This is a genomic window from Acinetobacter sp. CIP 102129 (assembly GCF_000368305.1).
GTDB lineage: Bacteria > Pseudomonadota > Gammaproteobacteria > Pseudomonadales > Moraxellaceae > Acinetobacter > Acinetobacter parvus.
Window position 1 is genome coordinate 736159 of record NZ_KB849340.1, and the last position, 18814, is coordinate 754972.

Genomic DNA, 18814 nt, shown 5'->3' on the forward strand with positions numbered 1-18814 from the left:
GAAAGAGGGGGATTGTATAGAATTAAAGAAATATGAGCTGTACTTTTCAATTTGCCAAAGCACCTGCGCAATTGCTGAAAGCTTTGCATGAAGTTATTCCAAATACAGATTTATTGGCGCAACAGCTTCCTGAAACGCCAATTTCCCTATGGCTGATTCCACCTGTTTTCCCAACTGAGCGTCTGGATGATGAAGTCATTCGCCGTATCTGGAATGAAACGCCATACTGGATTTTCTGCTGGGCCTCAGGTTTGGCAATGGCGCAATGGTTATTGGCAGAGCCGCATTATGTTAAAGACAAGGTGGTGCTGGATTTTGGGGCGGGTTCAGGCGTGGTTGCCATTGCCGCAAAATTGGCTGGGGCAAAGCGGGTCATCTGCTGTGATATTGATCAGGTCAGCCTCGAATCATGTCGCGAAAATGCTTTGTTAAATAATGTCGAGCTTGAGTATCTGGATGATTTGTACAAGTCGGAACAGGTAGATGTGTTGCTGGCTGCGGATGTGCTTTACGATCAGTGTAACCGCTTTTTTCTGGATGAGTTTTTAAAATTCGCACCAGAAGTCTGGGTAGCGGATAGTCGGGTTAAAAACTTTAGTCACCCTAAATATATGAAGATTGATGAGCGCAGCGCAACCACCTGGCCTGATCTGGATGAAGCCAAAGAGTTTCGCAATGTCAGTTTTTATAAGACCTTATAATAAGTACGCAGATAAAGCTAAGGTGGTTTAAATCAACCACCTTATTTTTAACCATTATGAGCAGGTATAGCGAACCACTTTCAGTGTGGTTGGGCGTGTTTCCAGTGCCTGACGTGTTGCGTAGCCCTCAGTGTTGTTTAAATCAGGTGAGTTGGATAGACCAAAAGTTGCACGGCTGTTGCCAAGTTGCACCCCATATTGTTCCTGTTTGGTTGGGTTCATAATTTCATTGACGTTGAGTATCGAAATTTTGTAGGTTTTTTCCATCCCTAACACTTGTTTACAGGCATGCTGTAGTTTTTTCTCATCAACCTCACTGTTGCCACGTGCTGCCAAGGTATAGACTAGTGTTGCCGAAGTTGCCGTTTTATTTTCAATTTCATAACCTGTCACACCATTGTACTGATGTGGAGTGCTTTGACATGCCGCAACCAGAAGTGTACCGCTCACAATAATCAATAAATTAGTTTTTTTCATATTAGTGATCCTATTATTTCTAGTCTTAGTATCGCATAAATTAGATTTTGTATTGTGGCGAATCTTTAAAACTCACGCTGTTCATCATGATTTGGGTTCAAAATAAGAGAAAGAATTTTCGTTTTCGAACAACTTTGCATATAATCGTGCAAGTTTTTTATTTTTATATACAAGTTGTTGCTGTATCGCAGTGTTGAGGCCCATTTTTTTAATAGGTATTTCATTTATTGCTTTGATACATAAGGCAATTCTGAATAGGTATGCCATGATCTCTACAGATAGTCAAAAAAAATATGTGGTTGCATTTGACCAGGGTACAACCAGTTCACGTGCAATCGTGTTGGATCACGATGCAAATGTTATTACGATTGCCCAGCGTGAGTTTACCCAAATCTACCCACAACCAGGCTGGGTTGAGCATGACCCAATGGAAATCTGGGCAACGCAAAGTGCGGTGTGGGTTGAGGCTTTAGCACAGGCAAGTATTTCAAGCGACCAGATTGCCGCGATTGGCATCACTAACCAGCGTGAAACCACAATTATCTGGGATAAAAAAACAGGTAAACCGATTTATAACGCGATTGTATGGCAGAGCCGCCAAAGTAATGAAATCTGCAACCAGCTTCGTCAGGACGGCTGGGATGAGTATGTACGTAAGGTCACTGGACTGGTGATTGACCCATATTTTTCGGCAACCAAGATCAAGTGGATTCTTGACCAGGTAGAGGGCAGTCGAGAGCGGGCAGAACGTGGCGAGCTGTTGTTTGGTACAGTGGATACCTGGTTGATCTGGAAACTGACCAATGGTCAGGCGCATGTAACTGACTATACCAATGCCTCACGTACCATGCTGTTTAATATTGAAACATTGCAATGGGATGATAAGCTGCTTGAAGCCTTGAATATTCCTAAAGCCATGTTGCCTGAGGTGCGTACTTCTTCTGAAATATATGGGCATACCCATACCATCAGTGGTCAGGAAATTGGGATTCCAATTGCGGGAATTGCAGGGGATCAACAGGCGGCTTTGTTCGGTCAAATGTGTGTTGAGGCGGGACAGGCAAAAAATACCTACGGTACAGGCTGTTTCCTGCTTATGAATACAGGTAAACGTATTGTTCAATCTGAACATGGTTTACTCACCACGATTGCATGTGGGCCACGAGGTGAAGTGAACTATGCCCTCGAAGGTGCGGTATTTAATGGTGGTTCATGTGTGCAATGGCTGCGTGATGAATTAAAGGCCATTAACGACTCGCATGACTCGGAATATTACGCAACCAAAGTGAAAGACAGTAATGGCGTTTATGTCGTTCCTGCATTTACGGGGTTGGGTGCGCCATATTGGGACCCAACCGCCCGTGGTGCGATTCTGGGAATTACCCGTGGCGTGAGTATTGAGCATATTATTCGTGCAACGCTGGAATCCATTGCTTATCAAACCCGTGATGTGCTGGATGCCATGCAGCAGGATTCGGGTGAGAAGTTACGTACACTTCGTGTAGATGGTGGTGTTACCGCAAATAACTTCCTTATGCAGTTTCAGGCGGATATTTTATCGACTTTGGTTGAACGTCCAGCCATGAAAGAGACCACAGGTATGGGGGCGGCATTCCTGGCAGGTTTAGCCGTTGGTTTCTGGTCTGATTTGAATGAATTGAAGAGCAGAATGACCATTGAGCGAACATTTACACCCGCGTGTAGTCAGGATGAAACCGAAAAACTTTATCAAGGTTGGTTGAAAGCTGTGGGACGTACACGTGACTGGGCTTAAAATTAAGGTAAAATAACGCCATTCGTAATTTAAAATAACTTAGGATGGATGAGCATGAGCTTGATCCTACGCCAACAAAAAACCCTCGAACTGGTGAGAGAGCGTGGCTATATCAGTATTGAAGAGCTTGCTCAATATTTTGATGTCACCCCCCAAACCATCCGCCGTGATATTAATCAGTTGGCGGATGAGGGCTTGTTGCGCCGCTATCATGGTGGGGCCGCACATGATTCCAGTGTTGAAAATACCGAATATACGATGCGTGTCGGCTATATGCTTGAAGAAAAGCTCAGGATTGCAGAGGCGGTGGCTGCTGCTGTACCTGACCATGCGTCATTATTCATTAATATTGGAACGACCACGGAATCGATTGCCCATGCCTTGCTCAACCATACTGGGCTGAAGATCATTACCAATAACCTGAATGTGGCCAAAATTCTCAGCACCAAGGAGGATTTTGAAGTACTGATTGCCAGTGGTCGAGTTCGCCCTGATGGTGGAGTGATTGGTCAGGCAACGGCTGATTTCTTTAAGCAGTTTAAGGCGGATTATGCGCTGATTGGGATTAGTGGTATTGATGAGGATGGCACTTTGCTGGATTTTGACTTTCAGGAAGTGTGTGTGTCACAGGAAATCCTCTCAAGTGCACGTCAGGTTTTCTTGGCGGCGGATAGTAGCAAGTTTGGCCGTAATGCCATGATCCGTCTGGGTTCATTGAAGCAAGTAGATAGTATCTTTACTGATCAGCAACCCAATGAGCAATATCTAAAAACCATTCATGATTTAGGTGTGAATTTGGTTGTTGCTCAATAATTTTTCATTAAATGCTTTGTTTTATATCTCTTTAGTGGTCAAACACAGTTTGTTTCTATGATTCGAAAATTGACCTAAAGCATTTATCATCCATTTCATAATCAATTTCTTTTTTATTCATTTGTTAAAAATGCCAATAATTTGGCATTTTTTTTGCACAAAATTTATTGTTTATTTTCATTTTATATGTTTAAATTTTCATTATCGAAAAATAATGAAAATTTGCGGTGATAATATGCAAACTTCTCCTCAGTCAAATGACAAAATCTATGACCTTGCTGTTATTGGTGGCGGTATTAACGGTGTTGGTATCGCTGCTGATGCGTCAGGACGTGGTTTATCCGTATTCTTATGTGAAAAAGATGATTTGGCAAGCCATACCTCCTCTGCCAGCAGTAAGCTGATTCATGGTGGTCTACGTTATCTCGAACATAAAGAATTTCGTTTGGTACGTGAAGCATTGGCTGAACGTGAAGTCTTGTTGGCTAAAGCACCGCACATTATCCGCCCAATGCGTTTTATCATGCCGCATCGTCCGCATTTACGTCCCGCATGGTTGATTCGTACAGGTTTGTTCTTTTATGACCATTTGGGTAAACGTGAAAAGCTGTTGGGTTCAAACAATGTTTATTTTAAAGAAGATAGCCCGCTAAACTCTGCTATTACCCGTGGTTTTGAATATTCAGACTGTGCTGTGGATGACTCTCGTCTGGTGGTTTTAAACGCCATGCATGCCCGTGAGAAAGGGGCTGATGTAGTGACCCGAACCCGTTGTCTTTCTGCACAACGTGATGGGCAATATTGGCTGGTCGATCTGGAAAATGAGCATGGTCAATTCCAGATTAAGGCGAAAGCCTTGGTTAATGCGGCAGGACCTTGGGTTGCGCAATTTATCAAGCAGGATTTGCAGCTTAAATCTCCTTATGGTATCCGCCTGATTCAGGGCAGTCATATTATTGTGCCGAAGCTGTATGAATGTGACAAAGCCTTTATTATGCAGAATGATGACCGCCGTATTGTGTTTGCCATTCCATATCTGGACCAATACACCATGATTGGCACCACAGACCGTGAATATCAGGGTGATCCAGCACAGGTGAAAATTACTCAGGAAGAGATTGATTACCTGATTGAAGTGAGCAATGCCCATTTCAAAAAACAACTCACCCAACAGGACATCATTTGGACTTTTGCGGGTGTGCGTCCTCTGTGTGATGATGAATCGGATAATCCATCAGCCATTACCCGTGACTATACTTTGGCCTTGTCCAAAGGTGAGAAAGGGCAGGCACCATTACTTTCCGTATTTGGTGGAAAATTAACAACATATCGTAAATTGGCTGAATCTGCCATGCAACAGCTCAAGGCATTTTTCCCTGAGATGCAGGGAAGCTGGACTGCGACAGAGGCATTGCCTGGCGGTGAAAATATGCATTCTGTTGAACAGTTGATACAGGAAATCCGTGCACAAATCACGGATGCTCCAGAAGCATTGGCAAAACGCTGGGCATCGACTTATGGTTCACGGATCTGGAATATATTGGGTGAAATAACATCGGTTGACCAACTCGGAAAACATTTTGGTCAGGGCTTGTATGCCAAAGAAGTGGATTATTTATGTCGCTTTGAATGGGTAACAAGCACTCAGGATGTGCTGTGGAGACGTTCTAAGTTGGGCTTGAGCTTTAAGCCGAGTGAAGAGCTGGCTTTAGATGCTTATTTGGCTGCTAAGCAGCAATCGCCACATGCGGCTTAAAAAATCGTATAGTATACTGTCTTTAAAATAACGGTTATCTACGTCACCTGAGTTCGACTAACTCAGGTGGCGTACTAATGGAGTGGAAGGGGTGCTTTTTTTGGGGACGAATGTTAGGTACTGATGGCATTCGTGAAAGTAATTTGATACCTGCATGTAAAGAGGCGCGTCATCGGAGTCCCGATGTTCAAAGTCGATATTGAACCCCAAAAATTCAACATAAAATTCTTTGGCTTTGTTTTCATCAAATATTCTTATAAGAGGGGCTATTCTGGTAAATGCCATTTTTTGTTTCCTTTGGTTGCATAACACCTGAGTTAGGCAGCAGGCCCTAGCGCATGGCGGAGATTGGAAGCTAAGCGCTGTTGACCGTCTGATCCAAGTTCAGCATCATCAAACGCCATGTACACCCCCCACATAAACTCGGGGATTCGGTTGTTGCAGATTGCATAGCCAGCAAGATTGTTTATAGCCACGTCTGTTTCTTCGAACGACCCTTCACCAGATAAGAATTTTTCCGCGATAAACCTGGCAAGAGAGTCAACAAGTTCTGATTTTTCTGCAATTGAATAGACATCGATCACTTTCGAAAATCGGTTAATGAACTCGTCATCTGGTCTGGGGTGCAGGCAGATTTTGTAAAGAGTATCGAGGATGTTCGTCATGCTGCCTAACGCCGTGCTCTGCGGAAACTTAGGAGCGCCAGCGAGTAAATTTTCCGTAGCAGTACCTTGTTATGCTTTGTTTAGAAGTGACTTCCAGTCTACATGGTCAACGGTGCTATCAAATAACTGCCTATCTAATTTTCTCTTTTTCTTCTTAAGGATGGCCTCACAATGTTCTACGGCATTTTTCATTGTTTGGGAAAGGACCGAGTTTACTGCTGACTTTGAGAATGGTTCACGACAAAAGCTGTCAGATATTTTCTCAAACTGTTTTCTTCGAGTACGAACCTTTTTCTTTGCATCGGTCTCCCAATACTCGCATCTAATTTGGTTTGAGCCGTAACGATAAAAACGTAGAAAACCTATTATTTCGTTGTACTTCCAGTCCCCACCATATTGTTTTTTCAGGTACCCCTCGTCCATGGGATGCTGATTCTTGCCATTTATCTCGGATATGTGGCTCTTCATTTGATCGTAGTATGATTTTTCGTCGATTCTATATACTGGAATTTCAAATAGATATTCATATGTAAACATTAGTTATTTACAGCCCGGATGGTTGAGTAATCCAAGATTACAGAGATATTGAGTGTTGTCTTCAGTTTGCTTTTGTTGTTTTACTCGATCTTGTTCAGCTTGAATTGCCTGGGTGTTTTGCAAAACCTGATTCATTAGTCGATTCTGCTGTAACTGTAATGCAAATGAATGATCAGCTTGTGCATTAGGTGCACTGCTTGGCCTATTGATTGTGTAAACCCAATTTTGTCCTACACCAACTCTGCCAGAATTTACCTTTTCAGTCGCACCTGATACCCACTTCATCCATATATCCCAAGTATATGCATACCCTCGCTCTTTATCTTCCTTGGTCGGATTGATATAGAATGTTACTGGGGCATACCCCCTAACAGTTCCTGAGCTATCAATGACCTGAGCACCTTTAGGATAGGAATCATATGTAATAGCCATCTGCGAGGAACATCCCGTTATCATCAACAAGGATGACACTAATATCAATTTCAAATTACTCATAATCTCTCCAAGAAGCATAACGCCTGAGTTAAGCCGACTTGCGTAGCGGAGCCAACAACATGGCAAGCTCTTTCTGCCATGTTGTTGGTGTAGCGAAGCAAGTTCGGCTTGAACGAATTGTTAGGCCGCAGCCTAGTGATCTTGCAAGCAATTCTTGATGAAGTAAGCCATCTTTTGCCTCGCAGGACGGATATCTATAGTGGCTCCCCATCTCATCGAACCACCGTTCTCTGTCCAGATGCCAAGTTGATTGGTCTTGAGTAGGTTCAGAAGATCGGAGTTAGATGGTAAGCGCTGTAGCCAAAGCACACTATCAACTGCGCTACTCCCAGACCGACCCTGCGCAACCAACAGTTCGCCAGTATCTGTTTCTAAGTAGTTCCTGGCCAAGCTCGATTGCTTTTCTCTTGACAGGTCGGGAGTAGTTACAATGCCTGCAAGCAAGGTGATGCGGTTGTTCTCGCAGCCAAACAAGATCCTGGTTGTTACATCGCTGACGCTCTGCTCTAACTTTAGGTACGGACTTGATCCAGCCATCTTGATCTCGGCCACAGTTGGGTTGGCCCCGTTGTTTGAGAGCCCCAGTGAGATGGACTGATCTGCGGTCAGCCAGAACATCGAGTCACCGCGAGCAGTGCTTGCAACGACGAATGCCTGCGGATCGACTCCCATGGACTGTAGGTAATCGACAAGAACCGAACTGACAAGTTGCGTGTCTCCCATGTCGGCTTGGTTGCCGCCAGACGAGTAGAACTGGTGTATCCCGAGCTTCTCTTTATCGCCGTAATAGAAGCGATACTCGCCCCCCGCGAATGCATAGGCGCAAGAGCTCGCGCACATGCCTTGATATAGACGCCTGCCTTTTGGGCCATATGAGCCTATGCCCGTGTTGAAGTGCATAGAGCGAATTGCCTTGCCAAGGCTTATCCCTCCGGATAGTGAGCCACCGGGGGAGTCGAACAACACAATTGCATCTTTGATCGAGTTTGTTGCGACGAACTCTCTAAATCGCTCGGCAGCACCTGAATCGATCTCACCCGAGGCAAATATTTCATACTGACCGCCGTTTAGTGCAACCCGGAAGAGACTGTTCTCAGGCGTCTCAGGAGCAATCTGGAATTGCATCGGCTCATCTGCATAGGCAGGGCCGACCAATGCGAGGGCTAGGATTAGTAAACGAAACATCTCGTGGCATCTCCCCTGCGGCCTAACTACTCTTATGCGGCAGAGGTGACACATAAGATGCTAAAACTTGCTGCATAAGACGCCTATTTATAAAGTATTAAACAAAATAATATTGATTTATTTCAACTAAAGACTATCATTAAATCATAAAAATAACAAGGATAATAACATGTCAGTTCAACAACCCAAACTTCTTGATTTAGTCAGGCAGCGTATACGTTATAAGCACATGAGTTATCGGACTGAACAAGCCTATTGTGGCTGGATAAAACGCTATGTCATTTATCTTGGTTTTGGGTATTTCCCGCATCTAATGAATCCACTGATCCAAGGACAGGAATTTTTAGACGGCATCATATTTATCATCAAGGTTTGCAACGCGCATTCAAAATTGCTGTGCAGCAAGCGCATATCACAAAATTTGCTACACTGCATACGTTGAGGCATAGTTTTGCCACACAAATTTTGCGAAACGGCTATGACATCCGCACTGTACAAGAGTTATTGGGGCACTGATGTCAAAACCACAATGATCTATACCCACATGCTTAATCGTGGTGGTTTGGGTGTGCAAAGTCCATTAGATTCATTTTGAGAAGATCATGAGTCTCCTTTCCTCAAGCCATTGTTTTAACGGTAAACAACGCATCTAAACTATAATTCTAGTGTTATTGGTCTCGCGCTATGACGTTTGGTATGTACCTGCTATCCCAAAGCCTTGGCGAGTGAAAATGCCAAACACTTTTTTACCTCGTTACTAAATCCTCCAAATAAAAAAGGCCGCCGAAGCGACCTTTTGTATTTTTAATTATTAAGCAGATTTAACCGCGTTTAATAACTCAGCCTGACGATCTTTAAGTGCCTGAGGCAAGCGATCACCCAGTTTGGTAAATAACTCAGTGTGGCTTTCAAGCTCTTTGATCCATTGATCTTTGTCCTGAGTGGTTACTGTGTCGAATTGCTCTTTAGAGAAATCGATACCTTCCCAGTTTAACTGCTCATAAGTAGGAACCAGACCGATTGGTGTTTCAGTCGCTTCTGCACGACCTTCGCAACGGTCAATGATCCACTCAAGCACACGCATGTTCTGACCGAAACCAGGCCATACAAAGTTGCCTTCAACATCACGGCGGAACCAGTTTACATTGAAGATTTTTGGTAATTTGTTACCAGCAGCTTCAGCTTTTGCACCCACTTCTTTACCTAATTGTAACCAGTGGCCAAAGTAGTCAGCCATGTTATAACCAGCAAATGGAAGCATTGCAAATGGGTCACGGCGTACAATACCTTGTTGACCAACAGCAGCAGCAGTGGTTTCAGAACCCATGGTTGCCGCTTTATAAACACCATCCACCCAGTCAAATGCTTCTGATACCAAAGGCACAGTGTCTGCACGGCGACCACCGAAGATAAACGCAGAAATTGGAACACCTGCTGGATTTTCCCAGTCAGCGTCAATAGATGGACATTGACCAGCAGCAACGGTGAAACGGGCGTTTGGATGTGCCGCTTTATCTTCACCTGTATGTGGCTGACCTTTCCAGTTGGTCAAGTTCGCTGGAACTTCCTTGGAAAGACCTTCCCACCAGATTTCACCGTTGTCAGTTACAGCAACGTTGGTATAGATTACGTCTTTATGCAGGGTAGCCATACAGTTCGGGTTAGTCTTGGTGTTTGTACCTGGGGCAACACCGAAGAAACCAGCTTCTGGGTTGATTGCATATAGGCGACCATCTTCACCTGGCTTGATCCATGCAATATCGTCACCTACAGTTTCAATCTTCCAGCCTTCATAACCTGCTGGTGGAATCAACATTGCAAAGTTGGTTTTACCACATGCAGATGGGAATGCCGCCGCGATGTAATGTTTTTCGCCCTGTGGATTGGTCACGCCTAAAATCAACATGTGTTCAGCCAGCCAGCCTTGTTCACGGCCCATGACTGATGCGATACGTAATGCAAGGCATTTTTTGCCCAATAATGCATTACCGCCGTAACCTGAACCATAAGACCAGATTTCACGGGTTTCTGGATAGTGCACGATATATTTTTCAGGGTTGCAAGGCCAGGCAACGTCTTTCTGGCCATCTTTTAATGGTGCTGCAACAGTGTGTACACATGGGATAAACTCGCCATCTGTGCCCAACACATCATAAACTGCCTTACCCATACGCGCCATTTTGGTCATGCTAACCGCAACGTAAGGTGAGTCTGTTAATTCAATACCAATGTGGGCAATATGGCTGCCTAAAGGTCCCATTGAGAACGGAACCACATACATGGTACGGCCTTCCATTGCACCGTCAAATAATCCATTTAATTTTGCACGCATTTCCGCAGGATCAACCCAGTTGTTGGTTGCCCCAGCATCTTCTTTGTTTTGAGAGCAGATATAAGTGCGATCTTCAACACGAGCCACGTCAGAAGGGTCAGAATTTGCAAGATAAGAACCAGGATGTTTTTCTTGGTTAAGTTTTTGCATGGTGCCGTTAGCGATCATCAAGTCGATCAGACGTTGATATTCTTCTTCGCTGCCGTCACACCATTCGATTTTTGCTGGCTTGGTTAGTTTTGCAATTTCTTCCACCCATGCAATTAGCTTAGGGTGACGAACGAATTCTGGTGCGTTCACTTGGGTCATGGTGATGCCTTTTTAAAGTGTGTACAACGTACAAGTTCCATTTACTGGATGACAGTAAGATAGATGAAGTAAAAAAAGTGGCTGTATTAAAGCATAAAATCATAAAAAAAATAAGACTAAAGAATGTCAGAATCGGTTAATGCAAGCATGTATATTTATAGATAGGTAGTTGTTTTTAATTGGTTTGATCATTTTTCTATTCATTATTTTGATTTTTTATATGTGTTATTTTTATTTAAAATTATATTGGAAAACAATATCTTAAAATATTGTGATTTTTTGAGAATTATTATTGGTTATATGAATGAGGTGCATTAAAAATTTACATAAAGAAGCTTTTATTTGTTGATTTTGTAAACAAAAATAAGATTGTTAACTTTATTCAGGTTAAGTTGTATGAGTCAAAATTTACGGCCTTTATCCCTCATTTATAATCAAAAATCAGGTTTTCATGCAGCACAACAAGATGAGCAATATGAACGTCTTATGACATTCTGGACACAATATGGGTTTGAAATCCAAGTTTTTGAGTTAAATCAGCAGCTTAGCTTTGATGAAATGATGACATCGGTACTCTCCAGACATCAGCAGGCTGATTCGCGTGGTGTTGTGGTGGCGGCAGGAGGGGATGGCACCTTGAATGCGGTTGCCAAAAAATTGATGCATACCGATATTCCAATGGGAATCATGCCATTAGGGACATTTAATTATGTTGCCCGCGCCCTGAATATCCCCATTGATCTGGGGCTGGCTGCGGAGGTGATTGCCACAGGCATTGAACATAAGGTTCATGTTGCCACCCTGAATGACCAGATTTACCTGAATAATGCTAGTCTGGGTTTATATCCCTTATTTATAAAAAAACGTGAATTATATAACCAGCGTTTCGGCCGTTTCCCCTTGAATGCCTATACATCGGGTTTGGATGTGCTGTTGCGTGAACACAAATCATTAAAACTGACGGTCATTGTAGATGGCCAAAAATATCCTGTTGCAACACCGCTGGTTTTCTTTGGCAACAACCAGCTTCAACTCAGCGACATGAAGCTGAGGATTGCGGAATGTGCTGCCAATGGAAAGCTGGCAGGGGTGGTGGTGGCTAAAAGTGATCGGTTAAGTTTGCTGAAAATGTTATGGACACTGATTCAGGGGAAAATTGATCAGGCTTCTGATGTTTATTCATTCTGTGCTGAACAGATTCAGGTAGAGTGTAAAAAGAAAAAGCTCACTGTGGCCGTGGATGGAGAACTGATGGAAATGCAGACACCGCTAAAATTCGCAGTTGAAAAATCTGCTTTAAAGGTAATGGCGCCAAATGCTGTTGCATCTGTCTGATTTACACTTTGGCACTGAAAGAGAAGTATGTATTCAGGCCATACAGCAGTTTTGCCAGCAACATCGTCCAGAAGCGATTGTGGTGAGTGGTGACTTAACCCAGCGTGCCCGCTTTAAGCAGTTCTATGCCTGCCGAAAATTTCTGGATTCCCTGTCATTGCCTTATTTGGTGGTGCCAGGAAATCATGATATCCCCCTTTATCAGGTCTGGAACCGATTTTTCTCCCCTTTTGTATTGTATCAGGCATTTTTTGGTCGCCTGGAAACAACGCTGGAAACTGAGCATTTTTATATTGTGGGGGTAAACAGTATTCGGCGGCGTTACCACACGCGGGGACATATTTCCATGGAACAAATCCATGAAACCTATGAAAAGTTAAACAATGTGCCCTCAAATAAAATAAAGCTGGTGGTTTTTCATCAGCCTTTCTATATATCTCCTGATCAGCGTGATGATAAGGATTGTCCTGTTTTAGGGAAGATTGCTTTGGAACGCTGGGGCGAAACGGGACTGTTTGGCTTGTTGCATGGGCATTTACATCAAACAGCAGTATATGATCTCACAAAGATTTATCAGTTGAATGTCAATCATCCTATCTATGACATTCATGCAGGCACTGCAATTTCGAGCCGTTTACACCATGACTCAACCAATGGTTTTAATGTTATTTTAGGGAATGGCAAGATTGAGCATTATTGGTTTGATGAAAAGTTAAAAATATTTGTTCAATCCCCAGAAAGTGTTTAATACAGCATTTCATGATTTCTTGTGTTTAAAAAAACATCTAGAAATAGAATTTTTTTCCTTTTACCCCTTGAAGCCATTTTTTTTAACCCCACAAAAGTGGCATATCAAATTTTGTTATGGCGCTTTTGTCTTGTCATAACAATTTATCAAAAAAGACTAAGTCTGATGGAGTTAATTATGAGCAACATTCGTCCATTACATGATCGTGTTGTGATTCGTCGTGTAGAAGAAGAAACCAAAACTGCTGGCGGTATTTTACTTCCAGGTTCGGCTGCTGAAAAACCATCTCAGGGTGAGGTGATTGCAGTGGGCAATGGTCAGATCACTGACAATGGTGTACGTGCTTTGGATGTTAAAGTTGGAGACAAAGTATTGTTTGGTACTTATGCGGGAACAACTGTAAAAGTAAACGGTGAAGAACTCTTGATTATGAAAGAGTCAGATATCTTGGCTGTGCTTGAAAGCTAATCTACACATAACTCACATTTATTATCAGATTCAGTATTTAAAAAGATTCGGAGTTTAATATGTCAGCTAAAGACGTAAAATTTGGTGATTCAGCTCGCTCAAAAATGATTGCAGGCGTAAACGTTCTTGCAGATGCAGTAAAAGTAACTTTAGGTCCTAAAGGCCGTAACGTTGTCATTGACCGTTCTTTCGGCGCACCGCACATCACTAAAGATGGTGTTACTGTTGCGAAAGAAATTTCATTAAAAGACAAGTTTGAAAACATGGGTGCTCAACTTGTTCGTGAAGTTTCCTCTAAAACCAATGACATCGCAGGTGATGGTACAACAACTGCAACTGTACTTGCTCAAGCGATTTTAAATGAAGGGATCAAGTCAGTAACTGCTGGTATGAACCCAATGGACTTGAAACGTGGTATCGACATCGCAGTGAGAACTGTGGTTGAAAATATCCGTACCAATGCAAAACCTGCTGATGATTTCAAGGCGATTGAACAAGTAGGTTCAATCTCTGCAAACTCTGACACCACTGTGGGTAAGTTGATTGCGCAAGCAATGGAAAAAGTGGGTAAAGAAGGTGTGATCACTGTAGAAGAAGGTTCTGGCTTCGAAGACGCTTTAGACGTTGTAGAAGGTATGCAGTTCGACCGTGGTTATATCTCTCCATACTTTGCAAACAAGCAAGATACTTTAACTGCTGAACTTGAAAATCCGTTCATTCTTCTTGTGGATAAAAAAATCAGCAATATTCGTGAATTGATCACTGTATTGGAAGCGGTTGCTAAAACAGGTAAACCACTTCTAATCATTGCAGAAGATGTTGAAGGCGAAGCGCTTGCTACACTTGTTGTAAACAACATGCGCGGTATTATCAAAGTATGTGCGGTTAAAGCCCCTGGTTTTGGTGACCGCCGTAAAGCAATGCTGCAAGACATCGCAATCTTGACTGGTGCAACTGTAATCTCTGAAGAAGTCGGTATGTCTTTAGAACAAGCTTCTCTTCAAGATTTAGGTACTGCTCATAAAATCACGGTGTCTAAAGAAAACACAGTAATTGTTGATGGTGCTGGTAATGCTGAACAAATCGCTGAACGTGTTCAACAGATCCGTGCGCAAATCGAAGAATCAACTTCTGAATACGACAAAGAAAAACTTCAGGAACGTGTTGCTAAATTAGCGGGTGGTGTGGCAGTCATCAAGATTGGTGCTGCAACTGAAGTTGAAATGAAAGAGAAGAAAGATCGTGTAGATGATGCACTTCATGCAACGCGTGCCGCAGTTGAAGAGGGTGTTGTTGCAGGTGGTGGTGTTGCGCTGGTACGTGCGGTCAATGCATTAGATGGCCTAAAAGGCGCGAATGAAGACCAAACAGCAGGTATCAACATTTTACGCCGTGCGATTGAAGCGCCACTTCGTCAGATCGTTGCCAATGCGGGTGATGAGCCATCTGTTGTAATCAACGCTGTTAAAGCCGGTGAGGGTAACTTCGGTTATAACGCCGCAACTGGTGAATATGGCGATATGTTGGAAATGGGTATTCTTGACCCTGCTAAAGTAACCCGTTCAGCACTTGAGCATGCAGCTTCTGTTGCTGGCTTGATGTTGACGACTGAAGCAATGATTACTGATATCCCAGAAGATAAACCAGCTGCTCCAGATATGGGCGGAATGGGTGGTATGGGCGGAATGATGTAAACTACTCACTGATATATTAAATTGTTGTAATTTAAAATAATTTATTATATCAGAATTTAGCTTACTCATAGTGTTACTCACATATGAGTTTGTTACAAAAAAGGTCACAAATTTTATTTGTGACCTTTTTAATTATAGATCTTTAATCTCTTAAAAAAGAAGAGATCTTATTAGATAAGAATTTAACTCTTGAATGAATGAATGAAAATATTGAAAAAAACGCCTGAGAAAAATCAGGCGTTTTTGACTTAGAGCAACATCTATTTCATTTTGACGTAAGAATGGAGTTTTCCTCATTTAGAATACAGGTAAGGACATAGCTATTAAGCCAGAAGTTTTTACGTCCATCCTTTATCGGTCTTTTCACGCGACCAGTTTTATAGTCAAACTACTTTATTATCCATACAGGATTCGAAAAAAACTCTAAATAATTCATCGACTGAGTTGTATTGGTTTTATAATGATTTGACTATAATTCGATCATATAGTTCTTTTTCAGATATATTCATTCTTAATGCAAATTCAGCAGTCGATACACGTCGCTCTGTATTTGTAAGGTCTATAGATTTAATCATTAGATTTTCTCCATTTGTATAGGTTGAAAAGATAAACTCTTAAAATGAAGATTATCAAATTAATAAAATAAAAGATGAGATATGTTTAAAAAATCAAAAAAAAGACTTATTTTTTTTATTATATCAGTTAATAATCTTTTGTTTGTTGTTGGTAATAACAACATCGACTGCTTAAGTATCAACTAAAAAGTAAACATGTATTCATTACCAAAACCCTTTGAAATCTGCCCAACCCAACGCTCTATTTGATCTGCCTTCATCACCTTAAAATCCCGCCAGTTATACTTCATCTGCTTCCAAACCATCTCAATTCTATTCAGCTCAGGACTATACGCAGGTAGAAAATACAAAGTCGTTGAATACTCTTGTACAAGAAGCTTGCGCCAATCTACCATCTGTTTGCTGCGATGAATCGAGGCATTGTCAACAATCAACACCAAAGGAACTTGATAGCTGCGTTTCACCTGTGCTGCTACACCCATCAAATAGGCATAAAACCAGCGACTGTTAACGGACTCCTGTAGGCAACTGGTGATCAGATGACCTGTTGACAGCAGACAACCCATCACATTAACTCGCTTTAGTCTTACAGCATCAACCGCATGAACATCGCCTATCTTTGTCCATGCATAACGGTTATCTGGCGTAGCCGAAAATCCTGTTTCGTCCACATAGCCCAATACAATTTCACCACGTGCCGCTTGCTCACGTAATGCTTCAATCTGCTGTTGCGCTTGTCCAAATGCGGTCGGGTCTCTTTTTTTTCAAGCTGTGGCGGGTGCGTTTGAAGACCATGCCTGAATCTCGCAAAAACTTGCGAATAGTTTCAACAGACACGGACACACCGTGTTTTTCATGCAGTTTGAATCGGATTTGTTCTGCATTGAGTGGGCTTGTGTTGACCCACTCTAAGATTTGAGCCTGATAGTTTGATGTCAGTGTATTGGGACGGCCTGAGCGATGGCCTTCTTGAATCGATTCAAACTGATGTAGCTCCCAATGTCGGCGTTGTAGCCTTATGGTTTCTGGGATACGCTCTTGTAACGCAGCAACTTCGGCAACAGTTTTACCTTCGGAAAGCCAGAGAATGGTTTGGGCACGTTGTCTTTCACGCCAATGTGCTGCATGCTTGGTCAAGAGAATTAGTTGTGCACGCTGTTCTAAGCTGAGTGGGACGGTAACAATCCGTGGCATGTGCAAACATCGTTTAACCAAAAATGTCTTTTCGCATGTTTAGTTGTTTTTGTAAACTTACCTAATAAGTCTTTCTGTCCGTCTGTATTGACACCTAATGCTAGATACACCGCTTTGTTAATAATCGTACTATCTTGACGCACTTTCACGACGATAGAATCCATATAGACAATAGGATAAAGGGCATCCAATGGTCGATTTTGCCATTCTATTACTTGTTCTTTAACTGCATCGGTCACCCTGGAAATTAAGGTTGGAGAGACGTCTGCATCGTACATTTCCTTGAATGTGGCAACAATATCTCGTGTCGTCATGCCTTTGGCGTATAGGGATAGGATTTGGCTATCCATTTGTGTGATACGCCTTGCGAAGCGCTGCTTCTCATCTTCTTGATCAGCTGGGGCTCAAAAGTGCCATCACGATCTCTAGGCGTGTCTAGTTCAAATTCACCATCATCAGTAAATAGCCGTTTGGTTGTATAGCCATTACGTGTATTTTTGCCTATACGAGGACTATTCTTCTCATAGCCTAAATGTTCTGTCAGTTCAGCATTGAGTGCAGTTTCAACGGTGAGTTTCTTTAAAGCTTTACTGAAATTATTCAGGTCAGCTTCTGTTTTTAAGTTCTTGGCAAATTCTTTTGCCAATGCCAGCATTGCTTCATCTTTCATGGTAAACACCTGTGTTGCCCCCAACAGCGTTGAGGGATAGTTTAAGCGTTTACACAGTTTTATTTACAGTCTCAAAAAACAAACTCGATACCTGCACCATACAACCAGCCTTTTTCTGAGTCAGTGGCTTGTTGGAATCTTGTCTCTTTCAACCCTTTTTCATATTGATATGCAACATCCACAAAGGGTCTAATCCTTTTAGTAATCTCATATCTGGTTTTTATACCAGTCTTTAATTCAGACAAGCCGGTCTTAGAAGCAAAGTCAGAATTATCATTGAGTACAATATCTGCTTCGATATATGGTTGAGTAATTAACTTTTGGGTAAGTAATAAGTCTCGATCCACGTCAAAACTAGCTCCCCAAAAATTATTTTCACCACCGTATAAATAAGCCTGAGTTTCAAAGAAGTAAGGAGCTAATCCTAATATACCAATAACGCCATCCACTCTATTGCTGTTGTTATTCCTATCTTCACTATATCTTACACCAGCTTGTATATCCCAAAAGGGTGCTACATTACGACTGTAAAGTGCAGATACATCATATTTAGGATCATTGCTTTCTGACTTATCTAAATTTGCTTTAAGGAATAAACGATTTTCGTCCGTTCCTATCAATGTTTCAACTTTAGAACCCAGAGCACCATTACCATCTTCATCCACAGTCCACTGATTCTCAAATTTTGTTACTTGATAAATTTGTCCACCATGCTCGCTAATATGTTTATCATGACTCTGATTAACCGAAGCTGTTTTAAGCCCAGTACCGTTATCTCCATCATTTTTATTAGAGGCATTTTGATAAAAACTACGGTTAAGGTAACCCAACCCTCCGGGTTCGTTTGAAAGTACATTCATACTCTCAGATGTAGAAGCACGGGAACCATTGTCTAAGTTTTCCGTAGAAATATCATTTGCAAAAGCTATACCTGAAAATCCGATTAGAGCAACTGATAAAAGTGTTTTTGAAAATAATTTTTTAGTGATGGGCATGTGGATTTACTCCCTTCTCATTTACTTGGGACTGAGGAACAGTCTTTGTAGAATTACCATCTTCCACTTGAGCTACAATGAGTTTATTCAT

At 42.2% G+C, this 18814-nt stretch carries 18 protein-coding genes and 3 pseudogenes; 9 read left to right on the forward strand and 12 right to left on the reverse strand.

Going from position 1 to position 18814, the window contains the following annotated elements:
- Positions 1-32 precede the first annotated feature (32 nt).
- Positions 33-701 (forward strand): class I SAM-dependent methyltransferase, encoded by a 669-nt coding sequence (locus tag F973_RS07605; protein WP_004760972.1) that lies wholly within the window; start codon positions 33-35, stop codon positions 699-701.
- Positions 702-755: 54 nt separating this feature from the next.
- Here F973_RS07605 and F973_RS07610 read toward each other — a convergent pair whose 3' ends face one another.
- The gene (locus tag F973_RS07610) at positions 756-1178 is read right to left on the reverse strand and encodes a hypothetical protein (protein ID WP_004760974.1); all 423 of its coding nucleotides are present in this window, start codon (positions 1176-1178) and stop codon (positions 756-758) included.
- Positions 1179-1443: 265 nt separating this feature from the next.
- On the opposite strand from F973_RS07610, the gene glpK reads away from it, so the two are divergent.
- From glpK to glpD, 3 genes are all read left to right on the forward strand, one after another.
- Positions 1444-2952 (forward strand): glycerol kinase GlpK, encoded by a 1509-nt coding sequence (gene glpK / locus F973_RS07620; protein WP_004760975.1) that lies wholly within the window; start codon positions 1444-1446, stop codon positions 2950-2952.
- A gap of 54 nt (positions 2953-3006) precedes the next feature.
- The gene (locus F973_RS07625) at positions 3007-3765 is read left to right on the forward strand and encodes a DeoR/GlpR family DNA-binding transcription regulator (protein ID WP_004674899.1); all 759 of its coding nucleotides are present in this window, start codon (positions 3007-3009) and stop codon (positions 3763-3765) included.
- Positions 3766-4000: 235 nt separating this feature from the next.
- Entirely contained in the window at positions 4001-5521 is a 1521-nt protein-coding gene (glpD, locus tag F973_RS07630; RefSeq protein WP_034432394.1) for a glycerol-3-phosphate dehydrogenase, read from the forward strand.
- Between the two features lie 57 nt (positions 5522-5578).
- Here the strand turns inward: glpD and F973_RS15455 are convergent, their stop codons facing one another.
- From F973_RS15455 to F973_RS07655, 5 genes are all read right to left on the reverse strand, one after another.
- The gene (locus F973_RS15455; RefSeq protein WP_228127457.1) at positions 5579-5806 is read right to left on the reverse strand and encodes a glyoxalase superfamily protein; all 228 of its coding nucleotides are present in this window, start codon (positions 5804-5806) and stop codon (positions 5579-5581) included.
- A gap of 32 nt (positions 5807-5838) precedes the next feature.
- Positions 5839-6186 carry a hypothetical protein gene (locus F973_RS07640; protein ID WP_004760978.1) on the reverse strand — a complete coding sequence of 116 codons (348 nt, stop codon included), beginning with the start codon at positions 6184-6186 and terminating at the stop codon, positions 5839-5841.
- A 69-nt stretch (positions 6187-6255) separates the two neighbouring features.
- On the reverse strand, positions 6256-6723 hold the full coding sequence (locus tag F973_RS07645) for a hypothetical protein (protein WP_004760980.1): 468 nt from the start codon (positions 6721-6723) through the stop codon (positions 6256-6258).
- Positions 6724-6726: 3 nt separating this feature from the next.
- Positions 6727-7155, reverse strand: a complete 429-nt coding sequence (locus tag F973_RS07650; RefSeq protein ID WP_228127213.1) for a hypothetical protein — start codon at positions 7153-7155, stop codon at positions 6727-6729.
- Between the two features lie 195 nt (positions 7156-7350).
- Positions 7351-8403: a COG3904 family protein gene (locus F973_RS07655; RefSeq protein ID WP_004760983.1), complete on the reverse strand. Its 1053-nt coding sequence runs from the start codon at positions 8401-8403 to the stop codon at positions 7351-7353.
- Positions 8404-8691: 288 nt separating this feature from the next.
- On the opposite strand from F973_RS07655, the pseudogene F973_RS14625 reads away from it, so the two are divergent.
- A pseudogene (locus F973_RS14625) lies at positions 8692-8998 on the forward strand (tyrosine-type recombinase/integrase); the annotation flags it as partial.
- 216 nt (positions 8999-9214) lie between these two features.
- Here the strand turns inward: F973_RS14625 and F973_RS07665 are convergent.
- Positions 9215-11044, reverse strand: a complete 1830-nt coding sequence (locus tag F973_RS07665) for a phosphoenolpyruvate carboxykinase (GTP) (protein ID WP_004760985.1) — start codon at positions 11042-11044, stop codon at positions 9215-9217.
- 396 nt (positions 11045-11440) lie between these two features.
- Here F973_RS07665 and F973_RS07670 point away from each other — a divergent pair, with 396 nt between their 5' ends.
- From F973_RS07670 to groL, 4 genes are all read left to right on the forward strand, one after another.
- Complete coding sequence (locus F973_RS07670; protein ID WP_004760986.1) at positions 11441-12379, forward strand: diacylglycerol/lipid kinase family protein; 939 nt, start codon at positions 11441-11443, stop codon at positions 12377-12379.
- On the forward strand, positions 12360-13127 hold the full coding sequence (locus tag F973_RS07675) for a metallophosphoesterase family protein (protein WP_004755907.1): 768 nt from the start codon (positions 12360-12362) through the stop codon (positions 13125-13127). Before F973_RS07670 ends, F973_RS07675 begins: the two co-directional genes overlap by 20 nt.
- A gap of 177 nt (positions 13128-13304) precedes the next feature.
- Positions 13305-13595 carry a co-chaperone GroES gene (locus F973_RS07680; protein ID WP_004674886.1) on the forward strand — a complete coding sequence of 97 codons (291 nt, stop codon included), beginning with the start codon at positions 13305-13307 and terminating at the stop codon, positions 13593-13595.
- A gap of 59 nt (positions 13596-13654) precedes the next feature.
- Entirely contained in the window at positions 13655-15289 is a 1635-nt protein-coding gene (groL, locus tag F973_RS07685; protein WP_004674885.1) for a chaperonin GroEL, read from the forward strand.
- Positions 15290-15554: 265 nt separating this feature from the next.
- Here groL and F973_RS15595 read toward each other — a convergent pair.
- The 5 genes and pseudogenes from F973_RS15595 to F973_RS07710 form a co-directional block, all read right to left on the reverse strand.
- Positions 15555-15864 (reverse strand): annotated as a pseudogene (locus F973_RS15595) (hypothetical protein).
- A 182-nt stretch (positions 15865-16046) separates the two neighbouring features.
- Positions 16047-16586 carry an IS630 family transposase gene (locus F973_RS07690; protein WP_126038012.1) on the reverse strand — a complete coding sequence of 180 codons (540 nt, stop codon included), beginning with the start codon at positions 16584-16586 and terminating at the stop codon, positions 16047-16049.
- On the reverse strand, positions 16582-17058 hold the full coding sequence (locus tag F973_RS07695) for a helix-turn-helix domain-containing protein (protein ID WP_004760987.1): 477 nt from the start codon (positions 17056-17058) through the stop codon (positions 16582-16584). Before F973_RS07695 ends, F973_RS07690 begins: the two co-directional genes overlap by 5 nt.
- Before the next feature lie 11 nt (positions 17059-17069).
- A pseudogene (locus tag F973_RS14635) lies at positions 17070-17728 on the reverse strand (IS256 family transposase); the annotation flags it as partial.
- A 71-nt stretch (positions 17729-17799) separates the two neighbouring features.
- Positions 17800-18723, reverse strand: coding sequence for a copper resistance protein B (locus F973_RS07710; RefSeq protein WP_004760989.1), 924 nt, complete (start codon positions 18721-18723; stop codon positions 17800-17802).
- Between the last annotated feature and the right edge of the window lie 91 nt (positions 18724-18814).

Coding starts and splice junctions, on each gene's coding strand:
- F973_RS07605 (WP_004760972.1), top strand. CDS start 33: ATGAGCTGTACTTTTCAATTTGCCAAAGCACCTGCGCAATTGCTGAAA.
- F973_RS07610 (WP_004760974.1), bottom strand. CDS start 1,178: ATGAAAAAAACTAATTTATTGATTATTGTGAGCGGTACACTTCTGGTT.
- glpK (WP_004760975.1), top strand. CDS start 1,444: ATGATCTCTACAGATAGTCAAAAAAAATATGTGGTTGCATTTGACCAG.
- F973_RS07625 (WP_004674899.1), top strand. CDS start 3,007: ATGAGCTTGATCCTACGCCAACAAAAAACCCTCGAACTGGTGAGAGAG.
- glpD (WP_034432394.1), top strand. CDS start 4,001: ATGCAAACTTCTCCTCAGTCAAATGACAAAATCTATGACCTTGCTGTT.
- F973_RS15455 (WP_228127457.1), bottom strand. CDS start 5,806: ATGGCATTTACCAGAATAGCCCCTCTTATAAGAATATTTGATGAAAAC.
- F973_RS07640 (WP_004760978.1), bottom strand. CDS start 6,186: ATGACGAACATCCTCGATACTCTTTACAAAATCTGCCTGCACCCCAGA.
- F973_RS07645 (WP_004760980.1), bottom strand. CDS start 6,723: ATGTTTACATATGAATATCTATTTGAAATTCCAGTATATAGAATCGAC.
- F973_RS07650 (WP_228127213.1), bottom strand. CDS start 7,155: ATGGCTATTACATATGATTCCTATCCTAAAGGTGCTCAGGTCATTGAT.
- F973_RS07655 (WP_004760983.1), bottom strand. CDS start 8,403: ATGTTTCGTTTACTAATCCTAGCCCTCGCATTGGTCGGCCCTGCCTAT.
- F973_RS07665 (WP_004760985.1), bottom strand. CDS start 11,044: ATGACCCAAGTGAACGCACCAGAATTCGTTCGTCACCCTAAGCTAATT.
- F973_RS07670 (WP_004760986.1), top strand. CDS start 11,441: ATGAGTCAAAATTTACGGCCTTTATCCCTCATTTATAATCAAAAATCA.
- F973_RS07675 (WP_004755907.1), top strand. CDS start 12,360: ATGCTGTTGCATCTGTCTGATTTACACTTTGGCACTGAAAGAGAAGTA.
- F973_RS07680 (WP_004674886.1), top strand. CDS start 13,305: ATGAGCAACATTCGTCCATTACATGATCGTGTTGTGATTCGTCGTGTA.
- groL (WP_004674885.1), top strand. CDS start 13,655: ATGTCAGCTAAAGACGTAAAATTTGGTGATTCAGCTCGCTCAAAAATG.
- F973_RS07695 (WP_004760987.1), bottom strand. CDS start 17,058: ATGCCACGGATTGTTACCGTCCCACTCAGCTTAGAACAGCGTGCACAA.
- F973_RS07710 (WP_004760989.1), bottom strand. CDS start 18,723: ATGCCCATCACTAAAAAATTATTTTCAAAAACACTTTTATCAGTTGCT.